We start from the raw sequence: 20,856 nt of genomic DNA on the forward strand, positions 1-20,856 counted from the left end.
TGGGGACACACGAATGACGCGCAACGGCCAGCGCCTGCTGATGTTGATCGATGACGAACCCGCACAGCGCCGGCTGATTGCCGCGATCGCCGCCCGGCGCGGGTGGCGTACCATCTTTGCCGGCGACGCGGAGATGTCGATCGCGCAGCTCGGCACACCGGACGGCATGGCGCTCGACGCCATCCTGCTCGACAGCTGGTCGCCGGAGGCGGATCCCACCGGATTGATCCGCGAGCTGCGCACGCGACGTCCTAAGCTCCCGATCCTCACGCTGACCGCCGACAACTCGGTCGCGGCCGCGGTGGAGGCGATGCGCGCCGGCGCCACCGACTTCCTGGTGAAGCCGCTCGGCGCCGAGCGCCTGCTCGCCGCACTGGAGGCAGCGGTCGGCGGCACCAGCGCGGGCGAGCTCCGCCCGCTTACCGAGAAGCTGCCCGCGACCCTGGCGTTCGAGGACATCGTCGGCGCCGCTCCCCAGTTCCGCGCCGCACTCGCCATCGCCGCCAAGGCCGCTCGCGCCCGCGTCCCCGTGCTGATCGAGGGCGAGAGCGGCGTCGGCAAGGAAGTGGTCGCCGACGCGCTCCACGCCGCCTCCCCGCGCGGCCGCAAACCGATGATTCGGATCAACTGCGGCGCGATTCCCGCCAACCTGGTCGAGAGCGAGCTGTTCGGGCACGAGAAGGGCGCCTTCACCGGCGCGTTCGAGCGCAAGGTCGGCCGTTTCACCGATGCCGACGGCGGCACCATCTTCCTCGATGAGATTGGCGAGATGCCGCTGGAGGCGCAAGTGAAGCTGCTGCGCGTGCTCCAGTCGGGCGAGGTCCAGCCGGTCGGCGCGCGCCACCCGCGCGAGGTGGACGTCCGCGTGATCGCCGCCACCAACAAGACGCTGGCGCACGAGGTGGAGGCGGGCCGTTTCCGCGAGGACCTCTACTACCGCCTGAACGTCGTGCAGGTGACGATCCCCCCCTTGCGCGACCGGCCCGGCGACATCGCGCCGCTGGCGCGGCACCTGCTCGGCCGCATCGCGCTCCAGCCGGGGCTGCGTCCGCTCGGCATCACCGACGACGCACTGTCGCTGCTGGTCCAGTACGACTGGCCCGGGAACGTCCGCCAGCTCCAGAACGCCCTCTTCCGGGCCGCCGTGCTGTGCGACGGCGACGCGCTCACCCGCGCCGACTTCCCGCAGATCGCGACGCTCGCCGGTGCCCGCTCCAGCGCGCCGGGCAGCCCGGCCTCGCTCGCCGGGGCGAGCGGCGTCACGCTGTTCCGCGCCGACGGCAACCTGCGCGCGCTTGAGGAGATCGAGGCGGACGTGATCCGCCTTGCGATCGGACACTATCGCGGCCGCATGACGGAAGTCGCCCGGCGGCTCGGGATCGGTCGCTCGACCCTCTACCGAAAGCTCGGCGAACTGGGGATCGACCAGAGCGCGGCGTGATCGCGGCGGGACAACGCGCGCGCCGCCGTGCTAGGATGCGGCGTCTGAAGCCCGCAGGAGAGCTGCCGTGTTCGGAACCTTGGCCCTGTTCGCGGCGCTGCTGTTCGTCGCAAGTGCGCTCTTCGGACTGACGCGCCGACCGCATGCGTCGTTGCCGCTTGCGCAATTGATCCTCGCGCTTGCCGCGAGCGCGCTCGGGATCTTGCACTGGCGAGCGAGCGGCGACACGCGCTGGCTGGTCGGCGGCGTGCTGCTGCTTGGCGCGGCGGTACCGAGCTGGGCGTCGCGCGGACGGCGCGCGGTGCTGATTGCGGCGATCGTCTGCGGGCTGCTCGGCACGGCGCTCTACGGCGCGGCGAGCGCCAGCCCCAAGAAGCCGGTCACCCCCGCCGTCCGGTGAGCGCCGCATCGCGCAGGCCGCGCCAGACGCGGATCGCCTGCGCCGTCTCCGCCACGTCGTGGACGCGGAGCAGCTGCGCGCCGTGATTCGCTCCGTGCAGCGCCAGCGCGACGCTGCCGCCCAGCCGCTGATCCACCGGCGCTTCGTTTGAGAGCGCGCCGATCAGCCGCTTGCGGCTGGCGCCCAGCACCACCGCGCAGCCGAGGCCGTGGAACAGCGCCGTGCCGTTCAGCAGCGCGAGATTGTCGGAGAGCGACTTGCCGAAACCGATCCCCGGGTCGACGAGGATGTGCGTCCGCTCGACGCCGGCAGTCTCGACCGCCGCGATCCGCGCCTCCAGCCAGTCATAGACGTCCAGCAGGACGTCGCCGTAGCCGCCGTCGCCGTGCGGCCCGCGCGCCGGATCGGGGGAGTGCATCAGCACGACGGGCACACCCGCCCGCGCGACCACCTCTGCGGCGCGATCGTCAAAGGCGAGCGCGGCCACATCGTTGACCAGGGTCGCGCCGGCGGCGATCGCCGCTTCCATCACCGCCGCCTTGCGCGTGTCGATCGAGACGGGGGTCCCCGTCGCTGCGAGCGCGCGGACGACCGGCTCGACCCGCGCGATCTCGTCCCCTTCCCACACCGTCGTGGCGCCCGGCCGGGTCGATTCGCCGCCCACGTCGACGATCGCGGCGCCCTGCACGCCGAGGTCAAATCCGGCCTGCGCAACCGCCGCGGGATCGCCACCGTTCCGTCCGCCATCTGAGAAACTATCCGGCGTCACGTTCAGGATGCCCATGACCTGCGGCTGATCGAGCCGGATCGTGCGCGCGCCGAACACGAGCGGCGCACGCGGCGCGGACAGCCGCTCGGCGAGCAGGCGGACGCGAGCAGCCTGCGCGGGCGGCAGGTTGGCGATGAGGGCGGAAAGCTCCGGCACGGCCACGCTCTCCTGCACCACCCGGGCGTTCCCGACCCGCGCGATCAGCTCGTACGCGGCGAACCACAGCAGACCGCCCGCGAGCCGGGCCACCTGCCCGTCGCGCCCCACCGGCGTGTCCACGAACCCCTCCGGCCGCAGGTACAGCCGCGCGCCGGCAGGGATGGTGCGAGGATCGATCACGTGGGAGGTTCCTTTCGTCACCCGGGCGCAAGGCCGGGGTGACCGCACGTCACGGCTGCGTCGCGAGCAGGTAGGTCTGGCGGATCGTGTCGATCGGCTGGAGCGTGCCCTGTGCCTCGTGGTGCCAGAAGGTCCAGCCGTTGCACGCGGGCGCGCCCTGGAGGGTCGCGCCGAGCTTGTGGATCGAGCCCGCCTGCCCGCACGCACTGGCGAGCGAGCCGTCGGCGCGCACCGTGGCGCTGAACCGCCGCCTGGCGTCTATCAGCACTGTGCCCGGCTCCAGGTACCCGGTCTCCACCAGCGTGCCGAACGCGACCTTGGGCGCGGCCTTGGGCGACTGCATGGTGGTGAGCGCCGATTCGTCGAGCGGCAGCGCCGCGGCGATCCGCTCCTCGGCGGCGGCGATGTACACGCCCTCGCGCTCGATCCCGATCCAGCGCCGGCCCAGCCGTTTCGCGACGGCGCCGGTCGTGCCGGTGCCGAAGAATGGGTCCAGCACCACGTCACCCGGCTTCGTACACGCGAGCAGGATGCGGTAGAGCAGCGCCTCCGGCTTCTGCGTCGGGTGGACCTTATGCCCGTCCTTCTTCAGCCGCTCGGCACCCCCGCAGATCGGGAACTCCCAGTCGGAGCGCATTTGCAGCTCGTCGTTCAGCGTCTTCATGCTGCGGTAGTTGAAGGTGTACTTCGCCTTCTCGCCGGTCGAGGCCCAGATCAGCGTCTCATGCGCATTGGTGAAGCGGGTGCCCTTGAAGTTGGGCATGGGATTCGCCTTGCGCCACACGATGTCGTTGAGGATCCAGTAGCCGAGGTCCTGGATCGCCGCTCCGACCTTGAAGATGTTGTGGTAGCTGCCGATCACCCAGATTGCGCCGCCCGGTTTCAGCAGCCGCTTGGCCTCCGCCAGCCAGGCGCGGGTAAAGGCGTCGTAGGCGGCGAGGCTGTCGAACTTGTCCCAGTGATCGGTTACCGCGTCGACGTGGCTTCCGTCCGGCCGGCTGAGCTCCCCGCCGAGTTGGAGGTTGTAGGGCGGGTCGGCGAAGATCAGGTCCACGCTGGCCGCAGGCAGCGCGCGCATTGCGGCGATGCAGTCGCCCTGGATAATGCGCCCCGTCGGCAGGGCCGACAAGCTGATGGCTTGGGCGAGCGCAAGCGGCGCTTCGTCGGTCGTCGCGGTCGCACCCGCGACCCGGTCGATCACTCCCACCTGCTTCAGCCCCCCGGCACGTTGAGCCCGTGAAATCGACGGCAAGCGGACTCACCGTCAAGTGATCAATGGTTAACCGGGGCAGTTACGATATCGTTAACGAGGCGGAACATTTCCGCACCTCGACTCGATGTTGAGTCGCGCGCCGACCGCGACCACAATCCCTAGTGGTGTGACGCGAAAGACTCAGCCGGCATGGATAACGGCAGCTCGGCCTGTGCGACGGGCGCGAAGCTGCGGCGATGAAGCGGCGATGGCCCGTGTTCGCGCAGCGCGCGGAGATGCTGCGCGCAGCCATAGCCCTTGTTCGAGTGCCAGCCGTACTGCGGATGCGCTGCGGCATGCGCGATCATGATGGTGTCGCGCGTGTGCTTGGCAACGATCGACGCGGCGGCGATGGAGGCCGAGATCGCGTCCCCGCCGACGATCGCGGTCGCCGTATAACTCCAGCGTGGCAGGCGGTTGCCGTCGACCAATACGTGTTCGACCGAGCAGCCGAGCGCCTCCACCGCCAGCGTCATCGCCTTCATCGTCGCCCAGTAGATGTTGAGCCGGTCGATCTCGTCCGCCTCGACGATCCCGACGCCGACGCCCGCGCAGCCGTGGAGCCGCTCGCACAGCGTCTTGCGGGTCGCCGCCGAGAGCTGTTTCGAATCGTTCAGGCCGCGCGGGATGCCCTTCGCCGGCAGGATCACCGCAGCAGCGACAACGGGTCCGGCCAGCGGTCCGCGGCCGGCCTCGTCGACCCCGGCGACCGGCCCGGCGTACAGCCGCTCGTGCTTCAACCCCGGCATCGGTCGAACGTTACCTGTCCCAGCGCGTGTCCCATTGGTCCGTGTCCTGACCCGAGCCCGGGTGCGGCGGCAAGGCTCGCGCGCACATAATCGATCGCTCGCCCGATCGCGTGGGTGAGCGGCAGCCCGGCGGCGAGCCCCGTCGCGATCCCGCTCGACAGGGTGCAGCCGGTGCCGTGGCTGTGGCGCGTGTCGATCCGCGGGTTCGCCCAGCGCGCGACCACGCCGTCCGCATCGATCAGCCGGTCGACGACGGTCGCGCCTTCCGCGTGCCCCCCCTTCACCAGCAGCGACGTGCCGAAGCGTGCCGCCAGGTCACGCGCTGCGTCCTCGACCTCGGCGGGGTCCAGCCGCTCGCGCCCGCACAGGACGGCGAGCTCGGGCAGGTTGGGTGTGACTACCGCGCTCATCCGCGCCAGTCGTTCCATCGCCGCGACCGTCCGCTCGTCCGCCAGCACCGCGCCGCTGGACGCGATCATGACGGGGTCGAGCACGATCGCAGTTCCGTACAGGTCGGTGCGCAGCTCGTCGGCGATGGCATCGGCGATCGCGGCGCTGCCCAGCATCCCAATTTTGACGGCATCGACCCCGATGTCTTCGGCGACACAGGACATCTGACGGACGATCGCCTCCGGCTCCATCCGGTAGACCGCCTCGACGCCCAGCGTGTTCTGCGCCGTCACCGCGGTGATCGCGGTCATGGCGTGGCCGCCCAGCATGGTGACGGTCTTGATGTCGGACTGGATCCCTGCCCCGCCGCCCGAGTCCGAGCCGGCAACGATCAGGACGCGTGCGATGCCGCTCACGCGCGATGATGCCGCTTCGTCGAGGCGGGATGGCGCGCGAGCAGATCATCCACCCGCGCCGGCCGGTCGAGCAGTTCGCCGCGGCAGTTCGGGCAGCGCTCGTCCAGGCGATCGGCGCAATCGGCGCAGAAGGTGCACTCCATCGAGCAGATAAAGGCACCCGCCTCGTCCGCCGGCAGGTCGGTGCCGCACCGCTCGCAGTCGGGCCGCATCTCGAGCATCAGGCGGCTGCCGCCTGGACGCTGTCACAGATACGCGCGACCACCGCCTCGACCTGCGCGGCGTCGTCGCCCTCCGCCATCACCCGGATCACCGGCTCGGTTCCCGACGGACGAATGACCAGCCGGCCGCGGCCGTCGAGCTGGGCCTCCGCATCGGCGATCACCGCCTGCACGCCCGCGTCGTCGAGCGGGCGACCGCCCGCGAAACGGACGTTGCGGAGCAGCTGCGGCACGGGATCGAAGCGGTGCAGCACCTCGCTCGCCGGGCGGCCGGCGCGCACCACCTCCGCCAGCACCTGCAGCGCGGCGACCAGCCCGTCACCAGTCGTCGCATAGTCGCTGAGAATGATGTGCCCCGACTGCTCGCCGCCGAGATTGTAGCCGGTGCTGCGCATCTGCTCGAGCACGTACCGGTCACCCACCTTGGTGCGGACGAGGTCGAGCCCCAGCGACCGCAGGTGACGCTCCAGCCCTAGGTTGGACATCACCGTCGCGACCAGCCCCTGCCCGCGCAGCTTGCCCGTCCGGTGCCAGCCGCCGGCGATCGTCGCCATCAGCTGATCGCCGTCGACCACGCGCCCGTTCTCGTCGGCGACGATCAGCCGGTCGGCGTCGCCGTCGAGCGCGATGCCTAGGTGCGCGCCGGTCGACACCACCGTCTCGCACAGCACCTCCGGCGCGGTTGATCCGATCCGGTCGTTGATGTTCTTGCCGTTCGGCTGGACGCCGATCGCGACCACGTCGGCGCCGAGCTCCCACAGCGCCGACGGCGCGACCTGGTAGGCGGCGCCGTTGGCGCAATCGACCACGATCTTCAGCCCGTCGAGCCGCAGGTCATCCGGGAAGGTCGACTTGGCAAAATGGATGTAGCGCCCGCGCGCGTCCTCGTAGCGTTTGGCGCGACCGATCTCCGCCGCCGGGGCGAGCGTCACCTCGCCCTCGATCGCCGCCTCGATCGCGGCCTCGTCCTCGTCCGACAGCTTGTAGCCGTCCGGCCCGAACAGCTTGATGCCGTTGTCGCGGTACGGATTGTGACTGGCCGAGAGCATGACGCCGAGGTCAGCGCGCATCGACACGGTCAGCATCGCGACGGCCGGCGTCGGCATCGGGCCGACCTGCACCACGTCCATGCCGACGCTGGTGAAGCCCGCGACCAGCGCGTTCTCCAGCATGTAGCCCGACAGCCGCGTGTCCTTGCCGATCACGACGCGGTGGCGGTGGTCGCCGCGCAGGAAGTGCTTGCCCGCGGCCATGCCGACCGTCATCGCCATCTGCGCCGTCATCACGCCGGCGTTGGTGAGGCCGCGGATCCCGTCGGTACCGAAGTATTTCCTTGCCATTTCACCCGTTTCCGCAACCTTGTCGCCACGCGCGGCCGTAGCCATAGCGCCCGGCCGTGGGAGAATCGAGCATGTCGCAAGCCACCCGTATCCTGCTGTCGCTGGTCGGCGGCCTGCTGCTCGGCATCGGGCTCGCGGCCTGGGCGCCAGGGGCGGGCACCGCCGGGCTCGCGGTCGCGGAGCCGGTCGGGACCATGTGGCTCCACGGGCTGCAGATGACCATCGTCCCGCTGGTCGTCGGGCTGCTGGTGACCGGAATTGCCGCGACCGCGGAGGCCGCCCGGGCGAGCACGCTCGCAACCCGCGCGCTCGTCGTCTTCATCGCGCTGCTCTGGGTGTCCTCCGCGCTCTCGGCGGTGATCATCACCGCCCTGCTCGCGATCTTCCCGCTCGGGCCGGACGCCGCCGCGGCGCTCAAGAGCGCGGTCGCGAGCGCGGGCGAGATCGGCGACGTGCCGCCGTTCAGCCAGTTCATCGTCGCGATGGTGCCGACCAACCCGCTCGCCGCCGCGGTCAACGACGCCTTTCTGCCGCTCATCGTCTTCACGGTGGCGTTCGGTTTCGCGGTGACCCGCCTGCCCGACGAGCCGCGCCGGCTGCTGACCGGCGTGTTCCGCGCGATCGCTGACACCATGCTGATCGTCATTGGCTGGGTGCTGTGGCTGGCGCCACTCGGCGTCTTTGCGCTGTCCTTCGGCGTCGGGGTGAAGGCGGGCACCGCGGCGTTCGGCGCGCTGATCCACTATGTCGCGGTGGTCACCGCGACCGGCGCAGGCGTGACGCTGCTCGCCTTCCCGGTCGCGGTTATCGGCGGGCGGCTCGGGCTCGGCGCGTACCTGCGCGCGATGACCCAGCCCGCCGCGGTCGCGATCTCCACCCAGTCGTCGCTCGCCTCGCTTCCCGCCATGCTGCGCGCGACCGAGCGGCTCGGCGTGCCCGTCGCGACATCGGGCATGGTGCTGCCGCTCGCGGTCGCGATCTTCCGCTACACGGGGCCGGCGATGAACCTCGCGGTCACACTCTATGTCGCGCACATCTTCGGCGTCGCACTCACCCCGACCCAGTACGCGATCGGCATCGCCGCGGCCGCGATCACCACCATGGGCGCGGTCAGCCTGCCGGGCACGATCAGCTTCGTCTCCTCCATCGCCCCGATCGCGCTCGCCATGGGGCTGCCGATCGGCCCGCTCGCGCTGCTAGTCGCGGTGGAGACCTTTCCTGACATCATGCGCACGCTCGGCAACGTCGCGATGGACGTGGCGGCGACCTCGGCGATTGCACGGCGCGCGGACGGGGAAGGCGCGGTGGAGCGGACGGAGACGGATGCGCTGCTTGCGGATGGGGCGGAGTAGTCCAAACCTGTTCGTGCTGAGTAGCGACTGAGCGAAGGCGAAGGAGTGTCAGGTCGGATCGTCTCCCAGACGATCCTGAAGGATGCGGGGCATCCTTCACCTGGCACTTATCGAAGTACGGTAGGCGGCGGGGACGCGGGCGAAGCCCGCGTCGTCGGCCGGTGCTAAGCACCGCCGGCCGGCCGAGCGCGTGCTTGCGCACCGGCGCGTCGCTGTGGCGACACGCCTCGCGCTCAGCGCATCAGCACCAGCTCCTCGGCCATGCTGGGGTGCAGCGCCACCGTGCCGTCGAAATCGGCCTTGGTCAGCCCCGCCTTCACGGCGATCGCCGCCGCCTGAAGGATCTCCGGCGCGTCCGGGCCAATCATGTGGAGCCCGACGACCCGGTCGGTGTCGGCGTCGCACACCATCTTATAAAGCGCGCGCTCGTTGCGGTTGGCGAGCACGTTCTTCATCGGGCGGAAGTCGGAGGTGTAGACCTTCACGTTGCCGAGCTTCTGCTTGGCCTGGCTCTCCGTCAGTCCGACGCCCGCGAGCGGCGGGTGGCTGAACACGGCCGACGGGATGCAGTCATAGTCGACCCGGGCCGGCTTGGCCCCGTACACGCTGTCGGCAAAGGCCTGTCCCTCACGGATCGCGACCGGGGTCAGCTGGACCCGATTGGTGACGTCGCCGACCGCGTAGATCGACGGGCAGGTCGACCGGCTGTCCTCATCGACCTTCACAGCGCCCTTGTCGTCCAGCGCGACACCGGCGCTTTCCAGCCCTAGTCCGTCGGTGTTGGGGACCCGCCCGGTCGCGAACAGGACGCAATCCACGGTGAGCGGATCGTGGTTGCTCATCCGCACCGTCAGCGTTCCGTCCTCGCCCTTGTCGATCCCCTCGAACTCGGCGTGAAAGCGGAAGTCGATGCCCTTGACCATCGAGATCTGGAGCAACCGGTCGCGGATCTGCTCGTCGTAACCGCGCAGGATCACGTCCGTGCGATTGATCAGCGTCACCTTGCTCCCGAACTCGTTAAAGATGCCGGCGAACTCGTTCGCGATGTAGCCTGCTCCCGCGATCAGGATGCGCTTGGGCACGCTGTCGAGGTCGAACACCTCGTTGGAGGTGATGCCGTGCTCGTGTCCCGGGCACGACGGCACCGCGGGCCGCGCGCCGACCGCGAGCAGGATGCGCTCCGCCGTCACCTCGCGCCCGTCCGCCAGCCGGACGGCGTTCGGCCCGGTCACCACCGCCCGCTCGCCGATGATCTCGACCGCGTGGTTGCCGAGCGTTTGGGTATAGGCGGCGTTGATCCGGTCGACCTCGGCATGGACGTTGTCGCGCAGGCAGTGCCAGTCGAAGTCGCAGTCCGGCACCGTCCAGCCGAAGCGCCGTGCGTCCTTCAGGTCCTCGGCAAAGTGGGCGCCGTAGACCAGCAGCTTCTTGGGCACGCAGCCGCGGATCACGCAGGTGCCGCCGACCCGGTACTCCTCTGCCACCGCCACGCGCGCGCCGTGCGCCGCCGCGACCCGCGCCGCGCGCACGCCGCCTGATCCCGCGCCGATGACGAAGAGGTCGTAGTCGTACTCGGCCATCGGGCGCTCCTGCATGTCGTCGCGTTCAGGTAGGCGCGGTCGCGCTTGCGCGCCACCCGCAGATGCGCGACCCGTACGCAAACAGCAGGAGAGCAGCCGTGAGCGAGTTCGACATCATCGTCTATGGCGCGACCGGCTACACCGGCCGGCTGGTGGCCGAGTACCTCGGCAGCCGCAACCACGGCGTGCGCTGGGCCATGTCCGGGCGCTCGCAGGCCAAGCTGGAGCAGGTCCGCGACGAGCTCGGCCTGCCCGACCAGCCGATCGTCGTGGCGGACGCGGACAACCCGGAGAGCCTGCGCGCCCTGTGCGAGCAGACCACCGTCGTGCTCTCCACCGTCGGGCCGTACCAGCTCTACGGCGGGCCGCTCGTGGCCGCCTGCGCCGCGAAAGGCACCGGTTACGTCGACCTGTGCGGCGAGCCCGCCTGGATGCGCCAGATGATCGACGCGTATGAGGCCGACGCGAAGGCCAGCGGCGCGCGCATCGTGTTCTCGTGCGGGTTCGACTCGATCCCCTTCGACCTCGGCGTCTGGACCGTCCAGAACGCCGCGCGGGCGCGCTTCGGTCGCCCCGCGCCACGGGTGAAGGGCCGCGTCACCAAGATGCAGGGCACCTTCTCCGGCGGGACCTTCGCCAGCGCCCGCGCGACGATGGCGGCCGCCGCGCGCGACCCGCAGGTGCTGAAGCTGATGATCGACCCGTTCGCGCTGACGCCCGGCTTCACGGGCCCGTCGCAGCCCAAGGGGCTGATGCCCGAGTATGACGACACGCTCGGCGCGTGGACCGCGCCCTTCGTCATGGCGGCGATCAACACCAAGAATGTCCACCGCACCAACGCGCTCACCGGTCACGCCTATGGCACCGACCTGCGCTACGACGAGATGGTCGCGGTGCCTGGTCTCGGCGACGTCGGCCGCATGGCGGCGGAGGCGGTCGCGAAGCTCAATCCGCTCGGCGGGGACAAGGGCCCGGCGCTTGGCGACGGCCCGACGCGGACGGAGCGCGAGGCCGGCCATTACGAGATCAAGTTTCTGGCCGAGATGCCGGACGGCGAGCGCGTGGTCGCGACCGTCACCGGCGACCGCGACCCCGGCTACGGCTCCACCAGCAAGATGATAGCTGAGGCCGCGATCTGCTTGGTCAAGGACGTGGACGGCGCGGGCGGCATCTGGACGCCCGGCGCGCTGATGCCCGAGCCGCTCGTCAAGCGGCTGGAGGCGAACGCCGGCGTGACGTTCCGGATGGAGGGCTAGGCGGAAACGCGCTCGACCACTCGAGTGGCCAGGTCACTCCGCGCGACCAGGGCGTGCAGCGGCTGCGCCAGCACGATCAGCCCGACGCCCCACAGGTAGGCCGGGTGCACCCGCCGCCTGGTGAGCAGGTCATGAAGCGGCCCGACCAGCGCCAGCCCGATCAACAGCGCCGATGAGATCGGGATCACCAACTCGATCCCGCCCCAGCGTACCGGCGGCAGGCGCCCGATCGCCGGCCAGGCGAGCAGCACCGTCGCGCAGAGCAGCAGGCGCTTGTGCCACTCGCGCCGATGCCGGAGCACCAGCGCCCAGGCGAACAGCCCGGCAAAGAGCAGCAGGTCGATCGTGTCGGCGGCGAACATCTCCGCCGGCGTGAAGAAGGGCGGCGTCGCGCCACGCCGGATCGCGAGCAGGTTGGTCGCGATGCCGAGCGGCACCATCGCCGCGACCAGCGCGACGGAGGCGATGCCGAGCGCGCGGTGGATCGGCAGCGCACGGCGCCGCACCAGCGCGGCCTGGACGGCGAACAGGGCGATCCAGGCGGTCATCACCGCCCCATGCAGGTGCACCCACCACGGCAGCCCGCTGCCGGCGCTACTCCGCACATAACTCGGTCCGAAGCCTGCGGCGATCACGCCTGCGACGACCAGCGACATGGTCGCGAAGAACGTCCATTCGCCACGCGCACCCGCGCGCATCTCTGCCGCTGCAACCATCACGCCCCCCGGAGTGAGTCTACGCCGCTACTCCGGGGAACCTATCACGCCGCCGCCCGCGGGCAAGCGGCCGTCATCACCGACGCTTGCCCTGGTGCCGGATGTTGCCCGGCCGCCCTCGCCGCTTGAGCACTCGCGGCGACCCGCCCTTGCGCTCGCGCTCGCGCGGCGCACTGCCGGCCGATCCGATCCCGTCCGGCGGCTCGAAGCGAAGCGCGCCCGATACCGGGTTCGCCTCCGCGAGCCGCAGCTGCAGGCGCTGGCCGAGCGTGAAGGCAGTGCCGCTGTGCTCGCCAACCAGCTGGTGCCCGGCCTCATCGTAGCGGAAATACTCGGAACCCAGGTCGCGCGCCGGGACGAGGCCGTCGCCGCCGATCCCCTCCACCGTGGCGAAGAAGCCGAACGACTGCACGCCCGTGATCCGCGCGTCCATCACGCTGCCGACGTGCTCGGACAGATACGCCGCGACGTAGCGATCGACCGTCTCGCGCTCCGCCTCCATGGCGCGCCGCTCGAGCTGGCTGATCCCCTCGCCGATCCGCTCGAACGCATCGACTTCCCCCGACGACAGCCCGCCGGGGCCGAGCTTGTATCCCTCCACCAGCGCCCGGTGGACCAGCAGGTCGGCGTAGCGGCGAATGGGCGAGGTGAAGTGCGCGTAGGACCCGAGCGCCAGGCCGAAGTGGCCGTGGTTGCCCGGCCCGTAGTAGGCCTGCGTTTGCGTGCGCAGCACCTGCTCCATCACCTGCGGGCGGAAGTCGGCGTCGCCGATCTGCTCCAGGATGCGATTGAAGGTCGCAGGGCGGATCACCTGTCCCAGCGCGAACTTGACCCCGAACGTCTCCAGATAGTCCTTCAGGCCGGCCAGCTTCTCGCGCGCGGGCGGCTCGTGGATGCGGTACATGACCGGCATCTTCTTCGCCTCCAGCGCCTTGGCGGCGGCGACGTTCGCCGCGATCATGAAGTCCTCGATCAGCTTGTGTGCGTCCAGCCGCTCGCGCGGCGCGACGGAGAGGATGCGTCCCTTCTCGTCCAGCACGATCCGCCGCTCCGGCAGGTCGAGGTCGAGCGGCTCGCGCTTCGCCCGCGCGCGGTTGAGCGCATCCCAGCAATCCCACAACGGCTTCAGCGCCTTCTCGGTCAGCGGATGGTCGAGCGTCCCGTCGATCGCTCTTTGCGCATCCTCGTACGCGATGTTGGCCGCGAGCCGCACCACGGCGCGGCTGAAGCGCGGTTCCTTGAGCGCCCCGTCCTTCGTCACTGTGAAGCGGCAGGCGAGCGCCGCGCGATCGACGCCCTCCTTCAGCGAGCAGACGTCGGCCGACAGCACTTCGGGAAGCATCGGCACGACCCGGTCGGGGAAGTAGACCGAGTTGCCCCGCGCCCGCGCTTCCTTGTCGAGGAGGGAGCCCGGCCGCACGTAGTAGCTCACGTCGGCGATCGCGACGATCGCGTCCCAGCTGCCCTCGCCGTTCGGCTGCGCCCAGACCGCGTCGTCGTGGTCGCGCGCGTCCGCCGGATCGATCGCGACGATCGGCAGGTCGCGCAGGTCCTCGCGATCCTCGCCCAATGGCTGCGAGGCGACCTCCTTAGCCTCGTCGAGCAGGGCTCCGGTGAAGACGTGGGGGATGCCGTGGCGCTGGATTGCGATGAGCGAGAAGCTGCGCGGCGCGAACGGATCGCCCAGTCGCTCGACCACCCGCGCGGTCATCCGCGGCGGTCGGCCGGCCTTCTCCGCCATCACCAGTTCGCCCGGCTCCGCCCCGCCCGCGTCCGACACCAGCCAGTCGCGACGCTCCTTCTTCTCAACGCCCTGAAGGAACAGCTTGTCACCCTCCTGCCGCAGCACGCCCAGGATCGTCTCGGCGCCCTTCGGCAGCTCCTTCATCGGGTGCGCGATCCAGCCGCTCCCCGCCTCTTCCGTCCGCGCGAGGATGCGTGCGCCGACGGCCAGCGCGCCGCGCTTCCGCTCCTTCACGCGCAGCCGCGGCTCAGGCACACCCTCCGCCTCCCAGCGCTCCGGCTGCGCCCAGACGGTGCCCCCGTCATCGACGTCGACCACGCGCAGCACCGTGACCTTAGGCAGCCCGCCCATCTTGTGGAACGCGCGACCGGGCGCGGAATCGATCAGCCCCTCGTCCGCCATGTCCTTCAGCAGCGCCTTTAATCCGATCTTGTCCGCGCCGTGCAGGCCGAACGCACGCGCAATCTCCCGCTTGCCCGCGGGCGTGTCGCTCTCGCCGATGAAGTCGAGGATCTGCTGGCGGCTGGGGAGCCCGTTGGTGCGCGTTGGCATGGGTGGCAGATAGGGAGTCGTCGCGCCGTCGTCACCTGCGCTCCGATCTGCTAGCGGATCGCGCGTGTACGACATGCTGGTCATCGGCGGCGGGATCAACGGCTGCGCGGTTGCGCGCGAGGCGGCGCTCCACGGCCTCTCCGTCCTGCTGGTCGAGCGCGACGCACTGGCGGCGCACACCTCGTCCGCCTCCTCCAAGCTGATCCACGGCGGCCTGCGCTACCTGGAGACCTACGACTTCCGCCTGGTACGGGAGGCGCTGCAGGAGCGCGCTCGCCTGCTCCGCCTCGCGCCCGCGCTGGTGCGGCCGGTGCCGTTCGTCCTGCCCCACGTCCACGCGACCCGGCCGGCGTGGCTCGTGCGGTTGGGGCTGCTGCTCTACGACACGATCGGTGGACGCGGGCGTGGCGTGCCGGCCGCACGCCGGCTGCGGGCGAGCGATGCCGCATTCCAGGCGCCGTTCGCGCGCACGCTGCCAGGCTTCGTCTATTATGACGCGATGGTGGACGACGCCGCGCTGACCCGCGCCTATGCCGCCGACGCGGCCGCGGTGGGCGCACAGCTGCGCGAGCATGTGGCGGTCACGGAGGCGACGCGGAGCGAGGCGTGGCAGGTAAGGCTCTCGAGCGGTCAATCGATCACGGCTCGGATCATCGTCAACGCCGCAGGTCCCTGGGCTGCCGACGTGACCGAGACGCTCGGCGGCGATCGTCCGGCGTTGCGACTGGTGAAGGGCAGCCACCTGACCGTTACCCGCCTCTACGAGGGCGATCACGCCTACCTGCTCCAGCAGCCGGACCGCCGCGTCGTGTTCGCGTTCCCGTGGGCCGGAGAGACCGCGATCGGCACCACCGACGTCCCCGTCGACGCACCGGCCGACCCGCAGATCTCGGGCGAAGAAACCGCCTACCTGCTCGACGCCGCGAACCGCTATTTCGCGCAGGCGCTTACCCCTGCCGACGTGACCGGCAGCTGGTCCGGCATCCGCGCCCTCCACGACGACGGCGCGGCGGAGGCCCGCACCGTTACGCGCGACTACCACCTGGAGCTGGACCGATCGGCCGCGCCGCTGCTCACGATCGTGGGCGGCAAGATCACAACCGCGCGGGCGTTGGCGGAGGATGTGCTGGCGAAGCTCGGCTGGGGGACGCCGGTCAGCCGCAAGCGTCCACTCCCGTCACCCTTGCCCTGAGCCGGGGGCCCGCTTCTTCTCTCTTCCCCTCGTCTGGTCGAGAAGGGAAAAGCGGGACCCCGGATCGAGTCCGGGGTGACGGGCTATGTATAGCTACAGCGCCTGCCCCGCCGCCCACCCGCTCGACCACGCCCACTGAAAATTATACCCGCCGAGCCAGCCGGTGACGTCCACCGCCTCGCCGATCGCGTACAGCCCGGGCACGCGGCGCGCCTCCATCGTGCGGGACGACAGCTCCGCCGTACTGATCCCGCCGACCGTCACCTCGGCCTTGGCATACCCCTCCGTCCCGCTTGGCCGGAAGCGCCAGTCGGCCAGCCGCCGCTCGGCTGCCTCCAGCGCGCGATCGGGCAGGTTGGCGAGCTCGCCCGTCAGCGCGAGCCGCTCGACAAGCGCGTCGGCCAGCCGGTCGGGCAAGCCGAGCACGCGCTTGAGGCTCGCCCGCGGTGCCGCCCGCTTGGCCTCCCGCAGCCAGCCGCTGCCCCGCTCGGGCAGGAAATCGACGCCGACTTCCTCGCCGTGCCGCCAGTAGGATGATACCTGCAGGATCGACGGACCGCTTAAGCCCCGGTGAGTGAAAAGCGCCGCCTCGCGGAAGCTCGCCTTGCCGACGCGCGCGACCACCTCCGTCGACACGCCCGACAGCTCGCGGAACAGCGCCTCCTCGCCCGCCAGCGTCAGCGGCACCAGCGCCGGGCGGGGCTCGACCAGCTTCAGGCCAAAGCGCTTGGCGAGATGGTAGGCGAAGTCGCTCGCGCCGATCTTGGGAATCGACGGCCCGCCGGTCGCGATCACCAGCGACGGCGCCGACGCCTCCTCGTTCCCGAAGGTCACCCGGTACGCACCGTCACCATGCGCCACGTCGCGCACAGGGAAACCGCACGCGATCCGCACCTGTCCCGCGGCACACTCGGCGAGCAGCAGGTCGACGATCTGGCGGGCCGACCCATCGCAGAACAGCTGCCCCAGCGTCTTCTCGTGCCAGGCGATCCCGTGCCGCTCGACCAGCGCGAGGAAGTCCGCCGCCGTATAGCGGCCGAGCGCCGACTTGGCGAAATGCGGGTTGGCCGACACGAACCGGTCGGCCGCGGTGCCGATGTTGGTGAAGTTACACCGCCCGCCACCTGAGATCAGGATCTTCGCGCCGACCGCGCGGGCATGATCGACCACCAGCACGCGCCGCCCGCGCTGTCCTGCCGTCGCCGCCGCCATCAGCCCGGCCGCCCCGCCACCCAGGATGATGGCGTCGTAGGAGGTGGTGGTCACCGCCAAACTTCACTCGTCATCCCCGCGCAGGCGGGGACTGGTACACGCTGAGCTTGTTGGAACTCCCGAAAGGTGGCGGCAACCGATCCCCGCCTCCGCGGGTATGACAATGGCTGGGAACCGCTCACCCCTTCGCGTCGATCACCGCCAGCGTGATCCGCGACAGGCACACCAGCTTGCCCGCGTCGTCGACGATGCGGATCGTCCACACCTGCGTCGTCCGCCCCAGGCTTTCGGCGGTCGCGGTCGCGTGGACGTGGCCGCTCACCGCCGGGCGGATGTGGTTGGCGTTGATCTCCAGTCCGACCGCGAGCTTGCCCTCGCCCAGCGCCATGGTCGCGCCGACCGACGCCACCGTCTCCGCGAGCACGACGGACGCCCCGCCGTGGAGCCGCCCGAACGGCTGGTGCGTCCGGTGATCGACCGGCATTCGCGCGGCGAGCCAGTCGTCCCCCACCTCCGTGAACTCGATGCCGACATGCCCCGGCAGCGTCGCCGCGCCGAGCCGCGTCAGCGCTTCCACCTCAACCGGGCGCCGCCAGATCGCCATCAGTACGCCCGCCCGATCAGCACCCGTTCCACCGCCGGCTTGCCGGTGAAGATGCAGGTGACCGCACCCTCCCCCGTCTGCCCCATCGGCGCGTTGCGGATGGTGAGCTTCAGCGCCTTCAGCCGCTCGACCACCTGGTCGAGCTCGGCGCCGGTCGGCCTGCACCAGGCGACGTCGACCCAGCCGGGGTTCTTCTGGTCCTCGGCGAAGGTCGCCTCCACTGCGGCCCAGTCGCTCAAGGGCACGATGTTGGCCTTGAGCGCCGCGGTCGAGCGCGCGTGGAGCGCCGCCTGGATCGCCTCCAGCGTCCCCGCCGCCTCACCGACGAACGCGTCGCGCGCGACCACGCGAGCATCGAGCTTGCCATCCTCGCGGTACAGCTCGTCGCGGCGGATCACCGACACGTTGCCGCCCTCCACGTCGCGCCCGCCGACCTCGATCACGAGCGGTGCGCCCTTCTTGATCCAGTTCCAGCGCTTGGTGGTCGACTTGACCGGCTTCAGGTCGAGCAGTGCCCGCACCGGCTCGCCGAGTGCGCGTGAGGCCGCGAGCTCGGCCTGCAGCGTGCGGCAATAGTCGACGATCGCCGCATCCTCCGGCTTGTCGCGCAGCATCGGCACGATCACCACCTGCCACGGCGCGATCCTGGGCGGGCAGCACAGCCCATCGTCGTCGCCGTGGACCATGATCACCGCGCCGATCATTCGCGTCGACACGCCCCAGCTGGTCGTGTTGGCGAGCTCCAGCTGCCCGTCCGCGTTCTGGAAGCGGATGTTCTGCGCGTGCGCGAAGTTGGTGCCTAGAAAGTGGCTGGTGCCGGCCTGAAGCGCCTTGCCGTCGCCCATCATCGCCTCGATCGACCAAGTCTCGACCGCGCCCGGGAAGCGCTCGTTCTCCGGCTTCTCGCCGGCGACCACGTGAAGCGCAAGGCACTCCTCGGCGAACGAGCGGTACACCTCGAGTATGCGGAGCGTCTCCTCGTGCGCTTCGTCGGCGGTCGCGTGGGCGGTATGTCCCTCCTGCCACAGGAACTCGGACGTGCGCAGGAACATGCGGGTCCGCATCTCCCACCGAACCACGTTCGCCCACTGGTTGATCAGGACGGGCAGGTCGCGCCACGACTGCACCCAGCGCGCAAAGGCGGTGCCGATCACCGTTTCCGAGGTCGGGCGGACGACCAGCGGCTCCTCCAGCTTCGATTCGGGATCGGGCTGGAGACGGCCGGTCGCATCCGCCTTCAGCCGGTGGTGCGTCACCACGGCCATCTCCTTGGCGAAGCCCTCGACGTGCTCCGCCTCCTTCTCGAAGTAGGAGAGCGGAATGAACAGCGGAAAATAGCAGTTCTCGTGCCCCGTCGCCTTGATCCGGTCATCGAGCAGGCGCTGCACCCGTTCCCAGATGCCGTAACCCCACGGGCGGATCACCATGCAGCCGCGCACGCCGGATTCCTCGGCCAGGTCGGCCTCGGCGATGACGGACTGGTACCAGGCCGAGAAATCGGCCGCGCGGGTGACGGGAAGCGCGTGCTTGATCATGCCCGCCCGCCTAGCGCGCAGCGGCCACTTCGTCACCCCGCCCGTACGATCAGGCGAAGCTTCGCGCCGTCACGCAAACACATCGGGAGAGTTGATCTTGGGTACCTCGACAATCCCACTTACAGCGTTGGCCCTGAAATACATCGCCTCCTTCGCGCCATGGGGCAGGTCGCACGGCAACCATCCAAAATCCCGATCGAGTCCCCCGGCCAGTGCCGTTTCGAAATCCGGGATTAACTCGACCTGCGCTGCGAAGTCAGGTCGACCAAGATAGAGCTTGGTTCCGAGTTTCGGCCGACGGCAGCGCCGCCGGAACAAGGCCATATGCTCCGCGAGAGACTCGCCCGTCGCTGCTCGCGACAGGAGGTTAAGTCGCGCCTCAACAAGATAGTCGACGTCTCGGAGAATCAAAGTTCGACCAGGACCGCCGCCATGTCCCCCTTGAGCGCCTCCCCAATTCCGATACTGCTGATGTAGATACGTGTTACGGTCCACCTGATCGAAGGTCGCCAATGGATCGCGTCGAACAGACCACGAGCGATGCGCGGAGTGATCAGGTCATAGGTTACCCGATCCTGGCAGAATTCAGGCCGGGTGAAGAACGCGCGTTCGCCGGAGCACCGTATCGCAAACGTCATCGCATCACGGAACATCGTTCCGCTTGTGTTCCCTCTTTCTTCTCAAGTCTATCGCCGGTTGACATATTCTGGAGGTAAGCCGGTCCGGATCGGTCCAAGCGACAGTTGCCCGACCAGCGCTACGGCGAGACATTGGCGCTTCGTTGCTTGGCGACGCTGGTAAGAAAGACGATCATGACTGAACCAACAAAGGTGATCATGCACCTGCGCATCCGGTCCGGCACGGCGTGGAGGCCGAGCATTGCCTTTAGCTTGGATGCCGCAACCACGGGACCGCCGGCTGCTAAGAAGCCTTTCGCACCGGCGGCATCGCGTTGCAGATGTCGGCACCGCCCGCCGGCATCGTGAAGAACGGCGGCTCGCGGTTCTCGCGTGCGGCGATCCAGGCGGCGAAGCGCGCATTGTCTGTGCGGCGGTACTGATAGCGAGGCCGCTCAGCGGCAGGCAGCGTACTCGCCAGCCGTCCGCTCCTGATCCGGACATATTGTGCCGGCTGCTCGTAGAAGCCGAGGTTGCCCGTCCCGCGCGGAAAGCTGGAGAGCGCCTCCATTCCCTCGATCACACGCCCGACCACCGCGATGTTGCGGTCGAGGTGGCGGGGGCCGTGGCCGATCACGGCGTAGAGGTCGCCGCCGGACCCGGTCGATGGCGCAAGATCGCGGGCGACCCCGACCATGCCGTAGCAGTGCGGCATCCACGCTGTCGTGCCATTCGTCGCAAGGGGCCATCCGTCACGGCTGTAGCCCGCACGCGTGCTGTACGAATCCGGCTTCGCCAGCGTCGCTACGGCGTCGAACGCCGGCCACTCATACTCGGCTGGCGGATTAGCGATCAGGCCGGACGGCAGCGCCTTCTTCTCCGTCGGATCGCCCCACTGAGTCACGTAATTGTCCTGGACGCGGTAAACGCTCTCCCCGTCCCACCACCGCGCAGTCGCGAGCGCGCGCATATTGGCGACGTGCGCGGGGGCGTAGCGTGCGGCCAGGCGCACCACCACGCGGCGACCGTCCGCCAGCGTGAACACCAGCATTTCGTCATCCGGGATCGCGACCCAATCGGCGGGCTCGGCGTCATACGGCTTGGGCGGCGCAGCAGCGGGCGGCGCGGCCTGGACGGAAAGGAGGAGAGAGAGCAGCATGGTTGCAAGCCTGACACCCC

18 protein-coding genes and 1 pseudogene are annotated in these 20,856 nt (G+C 69.9%); 5 read left to right on the forward strand and 14 right to left on the reverse strand.

The genetic code is table 11. The features are described from left to right. The first annotated feature begins 13 nt into the window (after positions 1–13). Both CRO12_RS02480 and CRO12_RS02485 read left to right on the forward strand, forming a co-directional pair. Positions 14–1,441, forward strand: a complete 1,428-nt coding sequence (locus CRO12_RS02480) for a sigma-54-dependent transcriptional regulator (protein WP_097062423.1) — start codon at positions 14–16, stop codon at positions 1,439–1,441. Between the two features lie 67 nt (positions 1,442–1,508). Beyond that, on the forward strand, positions 1,509–1,841 hold the full coding sequence (locus CRO12_RS02485) for a hypothetical protein (RefSeq protein WP_097062424.1): 333 nt from the start codon (positions 1,509–1,511) through the stop codon (positions 1,839–1,841). On the opposite strand, the gene folP is transcribed toward CRO12_RS02485, so the two are convergent. The 6 genes from folP to glmM all read right to left on the reverse strand — a co-directional run bounded on the left by folP (position 1,822) and on the right by glmM (position 7,317). Further along, positions 1,822–2,949 (reverse strand): dihydropteroate synthase, encoded by a 1,128-nt coding sequence (folP, locus tag CRO12_RS02490; RefSeq protein ID WP_245858124.1) that lies wholly within the window; start codon positions 2,947–2,949, stop codon positions 1,822–1,824. The two genes, CRO12_RS02485 and folP, sit on opposite strands and share 20 nt — an antisense overlap. 49 nt (positions 2,950–2,998) lie before the next feature. Continuing rightward, positions 2,999–4,156 (reverse strand): site-specific DNA-methyltransferase, encoded by a 1,158-nt coding sequence (locus CRO12_RS02495; protein ID WP_425442977.1) that lies wholly within the window; start codon positions 4,154–4,156, stop codon positions 2,999–3,001. A gap of 164 nt (positions 4,157–4,320) precedes the next feature. Next, a complete protein-coding gene (locus CRO12_RS02500; RefSeq protein ID WP_097062425.1) occupies positions 4,321–4,950 on the reverse strand; it encodes a ribonuclease HII in 630 nt (209 codons plus the stop codon). Beyond that, on the reverse strand, positions 4,938–5,756 hold the full coding sequence (gene thiD / locus CRO12_RS02505) for a bifunctional hydroxymethylpyrimidine kinase/phosphomethylpyrimidine kinase (RefSeq protein WP_245858126.1): 819 nt from the start codon (positions 5,754–5,756) through the stop codon (positions 4,938–4,940). Before thiD ends, CRO12_RS02500 begins: the two co-directional genes overlap by 13 nt. Continuing rightward, entirely contained in the window at positions 5,753–5,977 is a 225-nt protein-coding gene (locus CRO12_RS02510) for a DUF1272 domain-containing protein (RefSeq protein ID WP_097062426.1), read from the reverse strand. The genes thiD and CRO12_RS02510 overlap by 4 nt, the downstream gene beginning before the upstream one ends. Next, positions 5,977–7,317 carry a phosphoglucosamine mutase gene (glmM, locus tag CRO12_RS02515; RefSeq protein WP_097063299.1) on the reverse strand — a complete coding sequence of 447 codons (1,341 nt, stop codon included), beginning with the start codon at positions 7,315–7,317 and terminating at the stop codon, positions 5,977–5,979. Before glmM ends, CRO12_RS02510 begins: the two co-directional genes overlap by 1 nt. Before the next feature lie 71 nt (positions 7,318–7,388). Here glmM and CRO12_RS02520 point away from each other — a divergent pair, with 71 nt between their 5' ends. Continuing rightward, a complete protein-coding gene (locus CRO12_RS02520) occupies positions 7,389–8,669 on the forward strand; it encodes a dicarboxylate/amino acid:cation symporter (protein WP_097062427.1) in 1,281 nt (426 codons plus the stop codon). A 233-nt stretch (positions 8,670–8,902) separates the two neighbouring features. Here CRO12_RS02520 and gor read toward each other — a convergent pair whose 3' ends face one another. Continuing rightward, a complete protein-coding gene (gene gor, locus CRO12_RS02525; protein WP_097063300.1) occupies positions 8,903–10,249 on the reverse strand; it encodes a glutathione-disulfide reductase in 1,347 nt (448 codons plus the stop codon). Positions 10,250–10,311: 62 nt separating this feature from the next. On the opposite strand from gor, the gene CRO12_RS02530 reads away from it, so the two are divergent. Continuing rightward, positions 10,312–11,505, forward strand: coding sequence for a saccharopine dehydrogenase family protein (locus tag CRO12_RS02530; RefSeq protein WP_097062428.1), 1,194 nt, complete (start codon positions 10,312–10,314; stop codon positions 11,503–11,505). On the opposite strand, the gene CRO12_RS02535 is transcribed toward CRO12_RS02530, so the two are convergent. Together CRO12_RS02535 and rnr are read right to left on the reverse strand one after the other, a co-directional pair. After that, on the reverse strand, positions 11,502–12,221 hold the full coding sequence (locus tag CRO12_RS02535; protein ID WP_097062429.1) for a hypothetical protein: 720 nt from the start codon (positions 12,219–12,221) through the stop codon (positions 11,502–11,504). The genes CRO12_RS02530 and CRO12_RS02535 overlap by 4 nt on opposite strands. 76 nt (positions 12,222–12,297) lie before the next feature. Beyond that, positions 12,298–14,517: a ribonuclease R gene (gene rnr / locus CRO12_RS02540; protein ID WP_097062430.1), complete on the reverse strand. Its 2,220-nt coding sequence runs from the start codon at positions 14,515–14,517 to the stop codon at positions 12,298–12,300. Between the two features lie 64 nt (positions 14,518–14,581). On the opposite strand from rnr, the gene glpD reads away from it, so the two are divergent. Continuing rightward, on the forward strand, positions 14,582–15,709 hold the full coding sequence (glpD, locus tag CRO12_RS02545; protein WP_281253369.1) for a glycerol-3-phosphate dehydrogenase: 1,128 nt from the start codon (positions 14,582–14,584) through the stop codon (positions 15,707–15,709). Positions 15,710–15,802: 93 nt separating this feature from the next. Here glpD and CRO12_RS02550 read toward each other — a convergent pair whose 3' ends face one another. From CRO12_RS02550 to CRO12_RS02570, 5 genes and pseudogenes are all read right to left on the reverse strand, one after another. After that, the gene (locus CRO12_RS02550) at positions 15,803–16,975 is read right to left on the reverse strand and encodes a BaiN/RdsA family NAD(P)/FAD-dependent oxidoreductase (RefSeq protein ID WP_097063302.1); all 1,173 of its coding nucleotides are present in this window, start codon (positions 16,973–16,975) and stop codon (positions 15,803–15,805) included. Positions 16,976–17,099: 124 nt separating this feature from the next. Beyond that, complete coding sequence (locus tag CRO12_RS02555; RefSeq protein WP_097062431.1) at positions 17,100–17,525, reverse strand: hotdog fold thioesterase; 426 nt, start codon at positions 17,523–17,525, stop codon at positions 17,100–17,102. Continuing rightward, positions 17,525–19,060 (reverse strand): proline--tRNA ligase, encoded by a 1,536-nt coding sequence (proS, locus tag CRO12_RS02560; RefSeq protein WP_097062432.1) that lies wholly within the window; start codon positions 19,058–19,060, stop codon positions 17,525–17,527. Before proS ends, CRO12_RS02555 begins: the two co-directional genes overlap by 1 nt. A 69-nt stretch (positions 19,061–19,129) precedes the next feature. Beyond that, positions 19,130–19,713 (reverse strand): annotated as a pseudogene (gene cas5 / locus CRO12_RS18520) (CRISPR-associated protein Cas5). 268 nt (positions 19,714–19,981) lie between these two features. Then, positions 19,982–20,836, reverse strand: a complete 855-nt coding sequence (locus tag CRO12_RS02570) for a peptidylprolyl isomerase (RefSeq protein ID WP_097062434.1) — start codon at positions 20,834–20,836, stop codon at positions 19,982–19,984. Between the last annotated feature and the right edge of the window lie 20 nt (positions 20,837–20,856).

This window comes from Sphingomonas guangdongensis, from assembly GCF_900199185.1.
GTDB classification, from domain to species: Bacteria; Pseudomonadota; Alphaproteobacteria; order Sphingomonadales; family Sphingomonadaceae; genus Sphingomonas; species Sphingomonas guangdongensis.

Excerpts from the sequence above, each read along its gene's own strand:
- CRO12_RS02480 (WP_097062423.1), top strand. The coding sequence starts at position 14 with ATGACGCGCAACGGCCAGCGCCTGCTGATGTTGATCGATGACGAACCC.
- CRO12_RS02500 (WP_097062425.1), bottom strand. The coding sequence starts at position 4,950 with ATGCCGGGGTTGAAGCACGAGCGGCTGTACGCCGGGCCGGTCGCCGGG.
- CRO12_RS02510 (WP_097062426.1), bottom strand. The coding sequence starts at position 5,977 with ATGCTCGAGATGCGGCCCGACTGCGAGCGGTGCGGCACCGACCTGCCG.
- glmM (WP_097063299.1), bottom strand. The coding sequence starts at position 7,317 with ATGGCAAGGAAATACTTCGGTACCGACGGGATCCGCGGCCTCACCAAC.
- CRO12_RS02520 (WP_097062427.1), top strand. The coding sequence starts at position 7,389 with ATGTCGCAAGCCACCCGTATCCTGCTGTCGCTGGTCGGCGGCCTGCTG.
- gor (WP_097063300.1), bottom strand. The coding sequence starts at position 10,249 with ATGGCCGAGTACGACTACGACCTCTTCGTCATCGGCGCGGGATCAGGC.
- CRO12_RS02530 (WP_097062428.1), top strand. The coding sequence starts at position 10,312 with ATGCGCGACCCGTACGCAAACAGCAGGAGAGCAGCCGTGAGCGAGTTC.
- CRO12_RS02535 (WP_097062429.1), bottom strand. The coding sequence starts at position 12,221 with ATGGTTGCAGCGGCAGAGATGCGCGCGGGTGCGCGTGGCGAATGGACG.
- rnr (WP_097062430.1), bottom strand. The coding sequence starts at position 14,517 with ATGCCAACGCGCACCAACGGGCTCCCCAGCCGCCAGCAGATCCTCGAC.
- CRO12_RS02555 (WP_097062431.1), bottom strand. The coding sequence starts at position 17,525 with ATGGCGATCTGGCGGCGCCCGGTTGAGGTGGAAGCGCTGACGCGGCTC.
- proS (WP_097062432.1), bottom strand. The coding sequence starts at position 19,060 with ATGATCAAGCACGCGCTTCCCGTCACCCGCGCGGCCGATTTCTCGGCC.
- CRO12_RS02570 (WP_097062434.1), bottom strand. The coding sequence starts at position 20,836 with ATGCTGCTCTCTCTCCTCCTTTCCGTCCAGGCCGCGCCGCCCGCTGCT.